The organism is Frigoribacterium sp. CFBP 8754 (assembly GCF_014841815.1).
Lineage (GTDB): Bacteria > Actinomycetota > Actinomycetes > Actinomycetales > Microbacteriaceae > Frigoribacterium > Frigoribacterium endophyticum.
In genome coordinates, this window is sequence record NZ_JACYUO010000002.1 from 653,421 (window position 1) to 667,770 (window position 14,350).

General features: G+C 72.3%; 14 protein-coding genes and 1 tRNA gene. 6 read left to right on the forward strand and 9 right to left on the reverse strand.

The window, feature by feature from the left end:
• Positions 1-30: 30 nt before the first annotated feature.
• The 7 genes from IFT72_RS09440 to IFT72_RS09470 all read right to left on the reverse strand — a co-directional run bounded on the left by IFT72_RS09440 (position 31) and on the right by IFT72_RS09470 (position 6,651).
• Positions 31-960 (reverse strand): deoxyribose-phosphate aldolase, encoded by a 930-nt coding sequence (locus tag IFT72_RS09440; RefSeq protein WP_192046244.1) that lies wholly within the window; start codon positions 958-960, stop codon positions 31-33.
• Complete coding sequence (gene iolC, locus IFT72_RS09445; RefSeq protein ID WP_371741241.1) at positions 953-1,921, reverse strand: 5-dehydro-2-deoxygluconokinase; 969 nt, start codon at positions 1,919-1,921, stop codon at positions 953-955. The genes IFT72_RS09440 and iolC overlap by 8 nt, the downstream gene beginning before the upstream one ends.
• Positions 1,918-3,363, reverse strand: coding sequence for a sugar porter family MFS transporter (locus tag IFT72_RS09450; RefSeq protein WP_185233633.1), 1,446 nt, complete (start codon positions 3,361-3,363; stop codon positions 1,918-1,920). Before IFT72_RS09450 ends, iolC begins: the two co-directional genes overlap by 4 nt.
• 457 nt (positions 3,364-3,820) lie before the next feature.
• A tRNA-Arg gene (locus IFT72_RS09455) sits at positions 3,821-3,895 on the reverse strand.
• 34 nt (positions 3,896-3,929) lie between these two features.
• On the reverse strand, positions 3,930-4,424 hold the full coding sequence (locus IFT72_RS09460) for an HNH endonuclease (protein WP_056056958.1): 495 nt from the start codon (positions 4,422-4,424) through the stop codon (positions 3,930-3,932).
• Positions 4,425-4,744: 320 nt separating this feature from the next.
• The gene (locus IFT72_RS09465; protein WP_192046245.1) at positions 4,745-5,701 is read right to left on the reverse strand and encodes a C40 family peptidase; all 957 of its coding nucleotides are present in this window, start codon (positions 5,699-5,701) and stop codon (positions 4,745-4,747) included.
• A gap of 257 nt (positions 5,702-5,958) precedes the next feature.
• A complete protein-coding gene (locus IFT72_RS09470) occupies positions 5,959-6,651 on the reverse strand; it encodes a metal-dependent transcriptional regulator (protein ID WP_056056961.1) in 693 nt (230 codons plus the stop codon).
• A gap of 86 nt (positions 6,652-6,737) precedes the next feature.
• On the opposite strand from IFT72_RS09470, the gene serC reads away from it, so the two are divergent.
• The gene (gene serC / locus IFT72_RS09475) at positions 6,738-7,850 is read left to right on the forward strand and encodes a phosphoserine transaminase (RefSeq protein ID WP_192046246.1); all 1,113 of its coding nucleotides are present in this window, start codon (positions 6,738-6,740) and stop codon (positions 7,848-7,850) included.
• Positions 7,851-7,952: 102 nt separating this feature from the next.
• Here the strand turns inward: serC and IFT72_RS09480 are convergent, their stop codons facing one another.
• Positions 7,953-8,600 carry a DUF3027 domain-containing protein gene (locus IFT72_RS09480; protein ID WP_192046247.1) on the reverse strand — a complete coding sequence of 216 codons (648 nt, stop codon included), beginning with the start codon at positions 8,598-8,600 and terminating at the stop codon, positions 7,953-7,955.
• Entirely contained in the window at positions 8,593-8,970 is a 378-nt protein-coding gene (locus tag IFT72_RS09485; protein WP_192046248.1) for a cold-shock protein, read from the reverse strand. The genes IFT72_RS09480 and IFT72_RS09485 overlap by 8 nt, the downstream gene beginning before the upstream one ends.
• A gap of 150 nt (positions 8,971-9,120) precedes the next feature.
• Here IFT72_RS09485 and IFT72_RS09490 point away from each other — a divergent pair, with 150 nt between their 5' ends.
• From IFT72_RS09490 to IFT72_RS09510, 5 genes are all read left to right on the forward strand, one after another.
• Positions 9,121-9,399 carry a hypothetical protein gene (locus IFT72_RS09490; RefSeq protein WP_156370090.1) on the forward strand — a complete coding sequence of 93 codons (279 nt, stop codon included), beginning with the start codon at positions 9,121-9,123 and terminating at the stop codon, positions 9,397-9,399.
• A gap of 39 nt (positions 9,400-9,438) precedes the next feature.
• Complete coding sequence (locus IFT72_RS09495; RefSeq protein ID WP_192046249.1) at positions 9,439-11,307, forward strand: helicase-associated domain-containing protein; 1,869 nt, start codon at positions 9,439-9,441, stop codon at positions 11,305-11,307.
• Positions 11,308-11,374: 67 nt separating this feature from the next.
• Positions 11,375-13,012, forward strand: coding sequence for a DNA repair helicase XPB (locus IFT72_RS09500; protein ID WP_056056974.1), 1,638 nt, complete (start codon positions 11,375-11,377; stop codon positions 13,010-13,012).
• Entirely contained in the window at positions 13,009-13,572 is a 564-nt protein-coding gene (locus IFT72_RS09505) for a hypothetical protein (protein WP_056056976.1), read from the forward strand. The genes IFT72_RS09500 and IFT72_RS09505 overlap by 4 nt, the downstream gene beginning before the upstream one ends.
• A gap of 81 nt (positions 13,573-13,653) precedes the next feature.
• Positions 13,654-14,346 carry a response regulator transcription factor gene (locus IFT72_RS09510; RefSeq protein WP_056056979.1) on the forward strand — a complete coding sequence of 231 codons (693 nt, stop codon included), beginning with the start codon at positions 13,654-13,656 and terminating at the stop codon, positions 14,344-14,346.
• Positions 14,347-14,350: the final 4 nt, after the last annotated feature.

Below are 14,350 nucleotides of genomic sequence, written 5' to 3' on the forward strand. Positions count from 1 at the left end.
TTCCGTTCCGGATCTCGAGAGGAGGCGCGGTCAGCGTCGGGCGGGCTCGGCCGTGTGCACGAGGCCGGCGGCCACGTCGACGGCCGCGGCGACGTCGCCGTCGCCGGGGTAGAGCAGGGTGCGTCCGACGACGAGGCCGCGGACCCCGGGGAGGGCGAGGGCGTCGCCCCAGCGGGCGTAGGTCTCGTCGGGGTGGCCGGTGGGGTCGCCCCCGAGCAGGAGGGTCGGCAGCGTCGTCGACGCCATCACCCGCTCCATCTCGTCGACCACGGGCAGCTTCAGCCAGCTGTAGGCCGACGACTCCCCCAGGCCGGAGGCGACGGCGACGGACTTGATGACGGCGTCGGCGGTGAGGTCGTTGACGACCCGTCCGTCGCGCCGGTCGCTCATGAAGGGCTCGAGCATGATCGGGAGGCGCAGCGCCGCGGACTCCGTGACGGCGCGGGCGGTCGCCTCGAGCGTCGCCGCGGTGCCCGGGTCGCCGAGGCCGATGCGCACGAGCAGCTTCGCGAAGTCGAGTCCCGAGGCCGCGATCGACCCCGCCGAGTAGGCGGTGAAGCGGTCGTCGAGCTCGAACGAGGCGCCCTGCAGGCCGCCCCGGTTCATGCTGCCGACGACGACCTTGCCGTCCAGTGCACCGAGCAGGGCGAGGTCCTCGACGATGTCCGGCGTGCCGAGGACTCCGTCCACGCCCGGTCGACCGAGGGCCACGACGAGGCGGCGGAGGAGGTCGTACCGGTCGGCCATCGCGGTCGCGTCGGCTCGGACGCCCAGGGCGCCCCGTGCCGGGTGGTCGGCCGCGACGATGAAGAGCTTGCCGTCACGCTCGAGCGGCCGGCGGCGCGTGCGCGAGGCGAGGACCTCGCCGAGACGCTCCGGCTCGGTCGCCCGGATCTCCCGGAGACGGTCGAACTGCGGGGCGGTGACCGCCTCGTCGACGCTGGTGGTCTGCTCAGGCACGGTGCGCCTCCTCGAGGACGGCCTCGACCTCCGCGGTCGTCGGCATGGCGGTGGAGCACTCGAAGCGGGTGGCGACGATGCCGCCGGCCGCGTTCGCGAAGCGGAGGGTTCGGTCGAGCGACCAGCCCTCGAGCAGGCCGTGGCAGAGGGCGCCGCCGAAGCCGTCGCCGGAGCCGAGGCCGTTGATGACCTCGACGAGGTGCGCGGGCACCTCCACGCGCTCGTCGCGGGTCTTGGCCAGCACGCCCTTCGGCCCCTGCTTCACGACGGCGAGCTCGACGCCCCGCTCGAGGAGCGCGTCGGCGGCCCGGTCGGGATCGGTCTCACCGACGGCGACCTCGCACTCCTCGCGGTTGCCGACGGCGACCGTGACGTGCTCGAGGGCGCGCTCGACCTCGCGGTGGGCGGCGTCGGGGCTGCTCCAGAACATCGGCCGGTAGTCGAGGTCGAGGATCGTCAGCGGCCGACGCGCCCGGGTCTGCCAGGCGATGTGGTGCGCCTGGCGGCTCGGCTCCTCGCTGAGGCCGGTGACGGTCGTCCAGAAGACCCCTGCCTGCTCGATGGCGGCGAGGTCCAGCGTGCCCGCGCTGATCATCAGGTCAGGGGCCTTCGGCTGGCGGTAGAAGTAGAGCGGGAAGTCGTCGGGCGGGAAGATCTCGCAGAACGTCACGGGCGTGGCCAGGCCCTCGACCGTGGAGATCAGTCGGGTCGAGACGCCGAGCCTCTCCAGCTCCTGGACCGCGTAGCGGCCGAACGGGTCGTTGCCCGTCCGCGTCAGGACCGCTGCTCGGCGGCCGTACCGTGCGGCCGCGACGGCCACGTTGGTGGCGCTGCCCCCGACGGACTTGCTGAACGTCTCGACCTGCTCGAGGGGCACGCCGGACTGCTGCGGGTAGATGTCGACGCCGATGCGGCCCATGGTGAGGACGTCGAGCGGGCTCGTGCTGTTCTCGGTGGTCACTTGGCGTCCTTCACGACGTAGATGGCTCCGGTGCTGAAGTCCTCCTCGAGCTGCTCGAGCGAGCGCCCGTTCGTCTCGGGCACCCGGGTGGCGGCGAAGACGAGGGAGGCGGCGTTCAGCACCGCGAAGATGAAGAACGTCGTCGAGATGCCGATGCCCGCCACGAGGATGGGGAACAGCAGGCTGACGGCGAAGTTGGTCAGCCAGAGGATGAGCACGGTGAGGCCCATCCCGACGCCGCGCAGCTTCAGCGGGAAGATCTCGGAGAGCATCAGCCAGACCAGCGGCCCGATGGTGCCTTGCATGGTGCCGACGAAGCAGATGACGAAGATCAGCACGACGATCGCGCGCCCGAGGCCCTCGGGGATGAGGAGCGACGACAGGCCGATCAGCAGGTGGAAGACGGTCACGCCGGCGAAGCCGAACATGAGCATGTTGCGTCGGCCGACCTTGTTGATCACGCGCAGGGCGACGAGCATCGCGACGACCGCGATGACGCCGGCCCCGACGTTGGCGATGAGGGCACCGCTCTGGGAGAAGCCGGACTGCTGGAGCACCTGGGTGCCGTAGTACATGATCGAGTTGATGCCGGTGAGCTGCTGGGCGATGGCCAGCCCGATCCCGATGAACAGGATCTTGCGGAGCCAGGGCTCCGCCACGAGGTCGGCGAGACGGGCGCTCTTGGCCTCCTTCTCCTCCGCGGCGAGGAGGCGGACCTCGGCCATCTCGGCGACGGCCCGGTCGTCGGCACGGATCTGCTTGAGCACGGCGAGCGCGTCGTCGTCACGGCCCTTGGCGATGAGCCAGCGCGGGCTCTCGGGGACCCGGAACATGCCGACGAAGAGGGCGATGGCGGGCAGGACGGCGACGGAGAGCATGTACCGCCACACGTTGTCGTGCTCGCCCCAGACGCTGCCGATGACGGCGTTGATGGTGAAGGCGGCCAGCTGGCCCGAGACGATCATGAGTTCGTTGCGGCTGACGAGCCCGCCGCGCTGCTCGGTCGGCGCGAGCTCGGCGAGGAAGACCGGGACGGTGACCGATGCCCCACCGACCGCGATGCCGAGGAAGAACCGTGCTCCCGTCAGGAACTCCCAGGTCGGGGCGAGCACGCAGGCCAGGGCGGCGAAGAAGAAGAGGATCGCGAGGGTGTTGATCGTGGGCTTGCGCCCGAACGCGTCGGAGACGCGGCCGATGAAGAACGCGCCGACCGCGGCGCCGACGAGGATGGCCGAGACCATGATCCCCTCGCTGGCGGGGGTCAGCCCGAGGCTCTCCTCCATCGAGTCGAGGGCACCGTTGATGACGCCGGTGTCGTAGCCGAAGAGGAGACCACCGAAGGTGGCGATGACCGCTACCGTCCCCAGTCTCTTCGTGTGCGGCCCTGAGACCAGGGCGGGGAGCGCCGTCCGAGGGCTGCTCCCTGACGTGTTGGTGACCACGAGTCCTCCGTTGGTAGTGGTTGCTCTCCCCAGCTTCGTCGCTGCGGGGCCGCCCTGGACCTCGACGACGTGATGAGACTACGCATGTCTGTATGTCCTGTCAATGTTCGCGGAGGCGAGACGAGCGTCTCGGGCGGACACGTCCTGGAGAACCCGGGTCATGGCCAGTCTGGCGAGCAGCACCGACACTGGACAGGCGTCGGAGAGGCGGTCTGAGCGGGGCGCGCGGAGCTCGGTCGTCAGCCCGCGTGTCCCCTCGCCGCCACGAGGCTCGCGTGCTCACGGCCACGGTCGGCCGGACGAGCACCGGGACGGGGAGCGGTCCTGCCGAGCAGGTCACGTCCCTCTCGAGTCACGTGCCCCGGGAGGGCGACGCCCGGAGCGTTCTCCGCGAGACATCGTGGCCTCAGCGCGGGCGGGCCCCTCAGCGACCTCGTGACGAGGGCGGGAGTCGCGGTGGTGCCCCTGGAGGGACTCGAACCCCCAACCCTTTCCTTAGGACGGAACTGCTCTTCCATTGAGCTACAGAGGCTGACCCGGCGAGTCTACCGAACCCGCGCCCGCGCCTACGCGGCCGCGAGGAACGCGTCCCACTCCTCCTGCGGCCGCTCGACCCCGCGCACGACCCAGCCGACCCCGTGCGGCGCCTTCGGCTGCCAGCGCAGCGACCAGCCCATCTCGGCCGGCGTCCGGTCGCTCTTGACGTTGTTGCAGCGCAGGCAGCAGGCGACGAGGTTCTCCCAGCTGTCGGCGCCGCCGCGCGACCGCGGCTGCACGTGGTCGATGGTCGACGCCGTCGCGCCGCAGTAGGCGCAGCGGTGGGCGTCGCGCCGCAGCACTCCGCGCCGCGACACCGGCACCGACCGCGAGTGCGGGATCTTCACGTAGCGCGTCAGCACGATCACCGACGGGCGGTCGTAGGCGAAGCCGGTGCTGACCACGGGGTGCTCGGCGTCGGCGGCCAGCACCGTCGCCTTCTGGGTCATGACGAGCACGAGGGCTCGTCGGAACGAGACGACCGCGAGGGGCTCGTAACCGGCGTTGAGGACGAGAGTGCGCATGCTTTCCCTTTCGAAGCACCCTGGACGGCTTCCAGGGATTCGACTGCCCTCGGTGAGAGCTGGGCCAGCAGTCCGGAGACGAGAAGAGCACCGTCACGCGTGACGGTGCTCTGGTCATCGGGCGGGGTGTCGTATGTGCTCGCTCGACGACGCACCCATGGTGCGGGCGGCGGTCGAACGGCTCATGTGACGCTCCTGGTCTCAGCAGTGCTCCGAGAGCGCCAGGTTAACCCGCGAGAGCCGCCCTGCCTAGAGGCGGGGCGGCTCTTCACAGTCCGTTCACGAGCGCGGGAGGCGCGGTGCGGGAGGCGCGGGTCGGCTCAGACCCCGAAGCGCACGTAGTGCACGGCGCTCGTCCACAGCGGGCGGACGCTGACCGAGCCGCCGGGCTTCGGCGCGTCGAGGATCATCCCGTTGCCGGCGTAGAAGCCGTCGTGCGACCCGTCGTTGAAGATGACGACGTCGCCGGGCTGGGCCTCGGAGGCCGAGATCGGCGTGCCGAGCGCGCCCTGCGCGGTCACCGAGTGCGGCATCGAGATGCCGTACTGCGCGTAGACGAACATGACGAAGCCCGAGCAGTCGAAGCCGGCCGGGGTCGCGCCGCCGAAGACGTAGGGCGTGCCGACGTACTGCAGCGCCGTCTGGTAGACGTTCGCGAGGCTGAACGCGCCGGGGGTCGCGGTCGTGCCCGTGGCGGTCGAGGTCGCCGCGGCGGCCGTGCCCGAGCCGGAGAGGTACTCCGACGCGGTGGGGCCGGTGTAGCTGTCGTAGGACGCGGCGAGCTGGGCTCGCTCGGCCTCGCGCTGCGAGGCGAGGGCCACCGCGGCGGCCGCGGCGTCGAGCGACTCCTGCGAGGTGGCGGTGTAGCCGTCGCGCGACGCGTCGGCGGCGGCGACCGTGGCGTCGACCGCGACGGTCTGGCCGTCGGCCTGGCGCGACGCCGACTCGGCGGCGGCCTCGCTCGAGCCGGTCGAGGCCGGCGCCGTCTGGGCGAAGGCCGGCAGGGCCATCGTGCCGAACAGGCCGGCGGTGAGGGTCATGACGGCGGCCGTGGCGACGGTCCGCTTGCCTCGCGACCGGCGGGTCGGTCGGGCGGCGGCGGCCTCGGCGGCCGCTGCCGCGAGGGCGGCGGCACGGACGGAGGAGCGCGTCGGGAGGTCGGCTCGGGTCGGGAGAGCGCTGCGGGGCGTGAGGTCGGTGCGGGCCTGGAGGTCGGTGCGGGGAGTGCGGAGGGCGTCGGGTGCGCCTCCGGGCTGGGTGGGCTCGGTGAGGGTCAAGAGGGCGGGTCTCCTGCGTCTCGACAACCCTAGGGAAGTTGCCCCATCCGTTCGTCAGTTCACGACAAGCGACAGGAGACGGGTGCACGAGACGTCCTGCCACGGGCCTCCACGCCGGCTTCCTGGCGCGGGGACTCAGCGACCATACCCGAGGGAGGCGGTGAAATCATCCTCGAGGAGGACTTTTGTAACGAATCGGTAAAGGACCGATGTGCCCGCCGTGCGCCTCCTGGGAGCCGGCCGGGCGCCTCCCCCGGCTAGGCCGTGACGTAGATGTGCTGCGCGACCTCGGTCGGCAGCTCGAGGCCCTCGTCGTGGCCCTCGACGCGGACGAGCACGTAGGTGCCCGACTTGGTCACGGTCGCGACGCCGCCCGGGGTGACGCCCGCGTCGTGCAGCTGCTGCAGCAGCTCGGGCTCGAACTGAACCGGCTCGGCGAGGCGACGCACGGGGCGCGTGACGCCCTCGGGGTTCTCGGCGAGCACCGAGACGAGGTTGACGACGCCGTCGAGGAACCGCCCGGCCGGCGAGTCGCCGAGCTCGTCGAGCCCGGGGATGGGGTTGCCGTAGGGCGACTCGGTGGGGTGGTCGAGCATCTCGAGCAGACGGCGCTCGACCTGCTCGCTCATGACGTGCTCCCACCGGCAGGCCTCGTCGTGCACGTAGGCCCAGTCGAGCCCGATCACGTCGGCGAGCAGGCGCTCGGCCAGGCGGTGCTTGCGCATCACGTGGGTGGCCTTGCTGCGCCCCTCGGTCGTGAGCTCGAGGTGGCGGTCGCCGGAGACGACGACGAGCCCGTCGCGCTCCATGCGGGCGATGGTCTGCGAGACCGTCGGGCCGGAGTGGCCGAGTCGCTCGGAGATGCGCGCCCGGAGCGGCACGATGCCCTCTTCTTCGAGGTCGAGGATCGTGCGGAGGTACATCTCTGTGGTGTCGACGAGATCGGTCAACGGGGCCTCCCCAGGTGATGCGCGGACAACGTCGCAAGCTTACCCGGCCCGACGGGGAGCCTCGCGCGCCCCACTACGATCGACCCATGGCGGACATCTCCATTCCCACAGACCTGCTCCCCACCGACGGCCGCTTCGGCTGCGGCCCCTCGAAGATCCGCGGCGCTCAGCTCGAGCACCTCGTGACGGCCGGGGCCTCCCTGCTCGGCACGTCGCACCGCCAGGCCCCGGTCAAGCAGCTCGTGAGCCGCGTGCGCGCGGGCCTCGCCGAGCTCTTCGACCTGCCCGACGGCTACGAGGTCGTGCTCGGCAACGGCGGCTCGACCGCCTTCTGGGACGCCGCGGCGTTCGGCCTCGTCGAGCGCCGGGCCGAGAACCTCACGTTCGGCGAGTTCGGCTCGAAGTTCGCCGCCGCGACGGCGACGCCGTGGCTCGAGGCCCCGCACGTCGTCCGCGCCGAGCCCGGCTCGCGCGCCGAGGTCGAGGTGCTCGAGGGCGTCGACGTCTACGCCTGGCCGCACAACGAGACGTCGACCGGCGTCATGGCGCCCGTCACCCGGGTCGCCGGCGACGCGGGGGCCCTCACCGTCGTCGACGCCACCAGCGCGGCCGGCGGCGTCGACTTCGACGCCTCGCAGGCCGACGTCTACTACTTCGCGCCGCAGAAGAACTTCGCCTCCGACGGCGGCCTCTGGCTGGCGCTCTTCTCGCCGGCGGCGATCGAGCGCGTCGAGCGCATCGCCGCGAGCGGCCGCTACGTGCCCGAGTTCCTCAGCCTGAAGAACGCGATCGACAACTCGCGCCTCGACCAGACCCTGAACACCCCCGCCCTCACGACCCTGCTGCTCCTCGAGGACCAGACCCGCTGGATCCTCGACAACGGCGGCCTCGCCTGGGCCGACGCCCGCACCCGCGAGTCGTCGTCGGCGCTGTACGACTGGGCCACCGCCTCCGAGTACGCCACGCCCTTCGTCGTCGACCCGTCGCACCGGTCGCAGGTCGTCGCGACGATCGACTTCGCCGAGTCGATCGACGCCGCCGCCGTGGCCGCGGCGCTGCGCGCCAACGGCATCGTCGACACCGAGCCGTACCGCAAGCTCGGCCGCAACCAGCTCCGCGTCGCGACGTTCACGGCCATCGAGCCCGACGACGTGCGCCAGCTGATCCGCTCGATCGAGCACGTGGTCGGCGCCCTCTAGGCCCCACCTCGCCGAGACCGCGGGACGCCCCCGTCACCGAGAGGTGGCGGGGGCGTCGTCGCGGGCCGGGGGCCCGAGGAGTCGCGGGTCGGGTCGACCGGGTCAGCGGCGGCGACGCCGACGGCGCGGCGAGCTCTCCTCGCGGGGCGCCGCGTCGGAGTCGGAGTCGTCGTCCGAGTCGTCGGAGTCGGAGTCTTCGTCGTCGTCGGAGTCGTCGTCCGAACGGTCGTGCGAGTCGAGCCCGTCGATGTCGACGCCGTCGACGTCGCCGCCGTGCACGACCGCCTGGGGCTCGTCGTCGTCCGAGTCGTCGTCGTCGTCGGAGTCGTCGTCAGACTCGTCGTCCTCGTCCTCGTCCTCGTCCTCGTCCTCGTCAGACTCGTCGTCCTCGTCGTCGGACTCCTCGTCCTCGTCGTCCTCGTCCTCGTCGGACTCGTCGTCCGCCCCCTGGGCGGCGAGGCGGTCGGCCCACGGCACCCACTCGGGCGCGACGAGGGCGTCGTCGCCGGGCAGCAGCTCGACCTCGAGCACGGTGGGCTCCTGGCCCTCGACCTGCGCGACGCTGACCGTCCAGGCCCAGCCCGGGTAGCCGGGCAGCAGGGTGGCGAAGCGCACGCTGACGACGCCGTCGACCTCGTCGACCGGCTCGAGCTCGGCACCGATGGTGTCGGGCGGGGTGATCTCGGTGAGCGCCCGGCGAGCGAGCTCGGCGTGGGCCGACCCGGTCGGCTGCGCGGCGGCGTCAGACATCGAACGAGTCCGCGACGGTGCGGAGCAGCACGGCGATGCGGGCGCCGTTCTGCGGGTAGCGGCCGTGCCGCAGGTCGCCGCCGGCCTTGTCGAGCACCTTCACGAGGTCCTCGACGATGACGGCCATGTCGTCGGCGGAGCGACGGTTCATCTTGGCGAGGCTCGGGGCGGCCTCGAGCACCCGGACGGAGAGGGCCTGGGCACCGCGCTTGCCGTCGGCGATGCCGAACTCGAGCCGGGTGCCGGCCTTGACGCCCACGGTGCCGGCGGGCAGGGCCGACGCGTGCAGGAACACCTCGGCGCCCTCATCGCTGGTGATGAAGCCGAAGCCCTTCTCGTCGTCGTAGAACTTGACCTTGCCGGTGGGCATGACGTGACTCCTCGTCGGGGGTTGGTGTCGGTGCTCGGTGGGGGTGCGCGGCCTCGGCCGCGGCTCCCGGGGGCTCCACCGCCCGGGTCTGCCGGACGGAGACCTCAGCTTAGGGCGCGCTCTCCGAGCACGCCCCACTATCCTGTGCACGTGGCAGAGATCAAAGACCCGACCGTGTCCGGCGGCGTCCATCGTACTGAACGCGTCCTGGTCTCCATGATCGCCGCCGTCGTGGGGCTCTCCGTGCTGGCCTTCCTGGCCCGCATCGTCGGCACCCTCGTCGGCGTCTCCGACTACACGGCGGGCGTCTGGCCCGCGGTGACCGTCCTGCCGCTGGTCGGCTTCCCCATCGCGATCCTGCTCATCATCGCCTTCGTCGTGGCCACCGTCGTCCGACGCGGTCGAGAGACCCGAGGCACCACACGCTAGCCGCAGCCGACGGCTGCGCGCCCCCAGGAGGACCCGCCCATGTCCAGTGCTCTCGACCTCGCCGGAGTCCTCCGCGACACCCCGCCCGACGAGCTGGTGCGGAGGCTCGCCCCGCGGCTCGTCCGCGCCTCCTCGGTGAACGACGCCTTCGACCTCGCCGACACCCTCCTCGACCCCTCGTCCGTCCGTGACGCGCTGACGCGCCTCGACCGGACGGAGCTGCTCGTGCTCCAGGCGGCCCGCGTCCCGGGCGACGCCGATGCGCTGGCCGCGCGGCTCGACACCGTCTTCGACGTCGACAGCGACGGCGTGCGGGCGGCCGGCGACCACCTCGTCGACCTCTTCCTCGCCGTCCGCACCGGCGACTCCCTCAGCACCCTCGACGCGGTGGGCGAGCGGCTCGACGACGACCCCGAGCTCTCCCCCGCGCGGCTCGGCGCCGTGCACCCGCCCGTCGTGCTCGAGAGCGTCGGCGACGTCGACCGCGCCGCCGTCGACGCCCGGTCGGCCGAGCGGCTCTACGCCGTGGTGATCGAGGTCGCCGAGATCCTGCGCGCCCTCGACCGCTCGCCGGCCCGCGAGCTCGCCAAGGGCGGGCTCGCCCTGCCCGAGACGCGCCGCCTGGCCGAGGCCGCGCACCTCGACGTCGACGACGTGCCCGTCGTGCTCGCGATCGCGGCGCGGGCCGGGCTCGCCGCCTCGGGGCCCGACGGCTACGCGACCACCGCCGACGCCGTCGACTGGCTCGCCGCCTCCTGGCCCGACCGCTGGGAGCAGCTCACCCGGGCGTGGCTCGCGACCCTGCCGACCGAGATCCTCGCCGTGCTGTCGCAGCGGGTCGAGACGTCGTGGGGCGAGCCCCTGGCCGAGTTCACCGCGTGGGCCTACCCGGCAGGAGGCGCGTGGATCGGCGAGCGCCTCACCTCCTTCGAGCGGGCGGCCCAGCTGCTCGGCCTCACCTCGGGCGGCTCGCCGACCTCCGCCGCCGTCGCGCTCTTCCGCGAGGGGCCCGAGGCCGCGCGGGCCCGCGTCGCCGAGCTCCTGCCCGATGCGATCGACGAGGTGTACCTGCAGCACGACCTCACCGTCGTCTCGCCCGGCCCGCTCGCCCCGGCGCTCGACGCCCGCCTCCGCGTCGTCGCCGACGTCGAGAGCGCCGGCCTCGCCGCCACCTACCGCATCACCGAGGGCGGCATCCAGCGGGCGCTGACCCGGGGCGAGACGGCCGACAGCCTGCGCGAGTTCCTCTCCGGCATCTCGCTCTCGGGCATCCCGCAGCCGCTCGAGTACCTGATCCAGCAGTCGGCCGAGCGGCACGGGCGCTTCCGCGTCGCCGCCGCCGACCCGGCGGCCACCGACCTGCCCGAGGGCACGGTCTCGGTCGTCAGCGCCGTCGAGCGCTCCGACGTCGACACCCTCGAGGTCGACCACGCGCTCTCGCCCCTCGGGCTCCAGCGGCTCGACGGCCAGCGCGTCGCCAGCCGCTTCGAGCGCGAGACGGTGTTCTGGGCGCTCAGCGACGAGCGGTACCCGGTCGTGCTGGTCGACCCCGACGGGGACGAGTCGGCGCCGCCGGTGCGCCGTCGCCCGCGGCGACCGGCCCCGGTCGAGGCCCGCGACCCGCTCCGCGAGATGGTCGAGCGCCTCCGCGAAGCCGGCGCCGCGGCGGCGTCGGGCGGCAGCCCCGAGACGACCGACCGCGCCTGGATCGCCCGGCAGCTCGACGCCGCCGTGAAGGGCCGGCTCACGGTCACCGTGACCATCGCCATGCCCGACGGCAGCACCACCCACCTCGAGATGGAGCCCACCGGCATCGGCGGCGGACGCGTCCGGGGCCGCGACAAGAAGTCCGACGTCGAGCGCACGCTGCCGCTGTCGCACGTCGTCGCGGTGTCGAGCGCCACCTGAGCCGGCACCGGGCCGCTCCCCGTCACCCTGTGAGCGGTGTCGGGGGCCCCGCCTAGACTCGATCCTCATGACCGGCCCCCTGATCGTGCAGAGCGATCGAACCGTCCTGCTCGAGGTCGCGCACCCCGACGCAGGCGACGCCCGCCACGACCTCGCGGTCTTCGCGGAGCTCGAGCGTGCCCCCGAGCACGTCCACACCTACCGCATCACCCGACTCGGCCTCTGGAACGCCCGGGCCGCCGGCCACACGGCCGACGACATGCTCGGCACCCTCGAGAAGTACTCCAAGTTCCCGGTGCCGCAGAGCGTCAGCGTCGACATCGCCGAGACGGTCGCGCGCTACGGCCGCATCGTGATCGAGCGCGACGACGAGGGCGCCCTCGTGCTGCGGGGCACCGACTCCTCGGTGCTCAGCGAGGTCACGCGGGCCAAGAAGGTCGGCGAGCTGCTCGGCGTCCGCCGCAGCGACACCGAGTGGGAGCTCCTGCCCTGGGCCCGCGGCGAGGTCAAGCAGCAGCTGGTCAAGCTCGGCTGGCCCGCGGAGGACCACGCCGGCTACACCCCCGGCACCCCGCACGCGATCGAGCTCGACCCCGACGGCTGGGAGCTCCGCGGCTACCAGCAGCAGGCCATCGACAACTTCTTCGAGGGGGGCTCGGGCGTCGTGGTCCTCCCCTGCGGCGCGGGCAAGACCCTCGTCGGGGCGGGCGCGATGGCGAAGGCCGGCACGACGACGCTCATCCTCGTCACGAACACCGTGAGCGCGCGCCAGTGGCGCGACGAGCTCCTCAAGCGCACCTCCCTGACGGAGGACGAGATCGGCGAGTACTCGGGCTCCGTCAAGGAGGTCAAGCCGGTCACCATCGCGACGTACCAGATCCTCACCGCCCGACGCGGCGGCCAGTACACGCACCTCTCGCTGCTCGACGCCCTCGACTGGGGCCTCGTGGTCTACGACGAGGTGCACCTGCTCCCCGCACCGGTCTTCAAGCTGACCGCCGAGCTGCAGGCCCGGCGGCGGCTCGGCCTCACCGCGACGCTCGTGCGCGAGGACGGCCGCGAGAGCGACGTCTTCAGCCTGATCGGCCCCAAGCGCTTCGACGCCCCGTGGAAGGAGATCGAGGCGCAGGGCTACATCTCGCCGGCCAGCTGCTACGAGGTGCGGGTCGACCTGCCCCAGCACGACCGGCTCGAGTACGCCGCCGCCCCCGACGACGAGCGCTACCGCCTCGCCGCCACGGCGCCGGCCAAGCTCGACGTCGTCTCGCACCTGGTGCACCGCCACGAGGGCGAGCAGATCCTCGTCATCGGCCAGTACCTCGACCAGCTCGACGAGCTCGCCGCCGTGCTCGACGCCCCGACGCTCACGGGCGCGACGCCGATCGACGAGCGCGAGCGGCTCTTCCAGGCGTTCCGCGACGGCGAGCTCAAGGTGCTCGTCGTGTCGAAGGTGGCCAACTTCTCCGTCGACCTGCCCGAGGCGACCGTCGCGATCCAGGTCAGCGGCTCCTTCGGCTCCCGGCAGGAGGAGGCCCAGCGCCTCGGCCGCCTGCTCCGCCCCAAGAAGTCCGGCCTGCCGGCGTCGTTCTACACGCTCGTCAGCCGCGACACGGTCGACCAGGAGTTCGCGCAGAACCGTCAGCGCTTCCTCGCCGAGCAGGGCTACAGCTACACGATCCTCGACTCCCCCGCGCTGGCGGCATGAGCGACGCGCACGACCTGTCGCTGGGCGACGACGAGCTCTGGCGCGACAGCCTGCGGCGGGTGTTCCTGGCCGACCAGTCGGCGACGGCGACCTTCGGGCCGCTGGTCGCCTCCCTCGACCACGACGCGCTGGCGTTCGTCGGCCAGCAGGCGCGCGTCGCGGAGTGGGACGCCTCGGTGGTGGTCTCGGTCGAGCGCAGCTACGAGGTGCAGGGCGGGCTGCACGCCGGCTCCGTGCTGAGCGTCGTCACCTGGAGCCCCGACCCCGAGGTGCTCGAGCGCTCCGACCTCCTGGCGGGCTCGCCGGTCAAGGACCACCTCTTCGCCGGCCTGAGCGCCCTCGGCGAGCTGGACGACGCGGAGGAGGCGCGGGTCGTCTCGGCCCCGGTCGAGGCCTTCCCCGGGTGGCAGATCGCCCGCGCCTCCGGCTACACCGCCGTCCTCGAGCACCGCGACGGCGTGGCCTTCACCCTCGCCGTGCCCGACGAGCTGCTCGAGCTGACGACGCGCATCGCGCTCGTGCCCAACACCGACTGGCCCGGCGAGCACACGGCCCGGTGAGGGCGGGCACGCTGCGCTCACCCGGGTGACTCGCGCTCGGCTCACAGACAACACCGAGGAGGCGCGCAGATACTTGCGTGCATGAGTGACGGCCCCAAGATCCTGATCGTCGACGACGAGCCCAACATCCGCGACCTGCTGACCACGAGCCTGCGCTTCGCCGGCTTCGCGGTGCGAGCGGTCGGCAACGGCGCGCAGGCCATCTCGGCCGTGCTCGAGGAGGAGCCGGACCTGATCATCCTCGACGTGATGCTGCCTGACATGAACGGCTTCGGCGTCACCAAGCGCCTTCGCTCGTCGGGCTACACCTCCCCCATCCTCTTCCTCACCGCGAAGGACGACACGGAGGACAAGATCACCGGCCTCACCGTCGGCGGCGACGACTACGTGACGAAGCCGTTCAGCCTCGACGAGATCGTGGCGCGCATCAAGGCGATCCTGCGCCGCACCATGAACGAGGACGAGGACGCGATCATCCGCGCCGGCGAGCTCACCATGGACCAGGACACCCACGAGGTCACCATCGGCGACACGGCGATCGAGCTCAGCCCGACCGAGTTCAAGCTGCTCCGCTACCTGATGCTCAACCCGAACCGCGTGCTGTCGAAGGCCCAGATCCTCGACCACGTGTGGGAGTACGACTTCAACGGCGACGCCGGCATCGTCGAGAGCTACATCTCGTACCTGCGACGCAAGCTCGACCAGTTCTCGGCCGAGCCGATCATCCAGACGAAGCGCGGCTTCGGCTACATGCTCAAGGCCGCCAAGGCCTGATCGG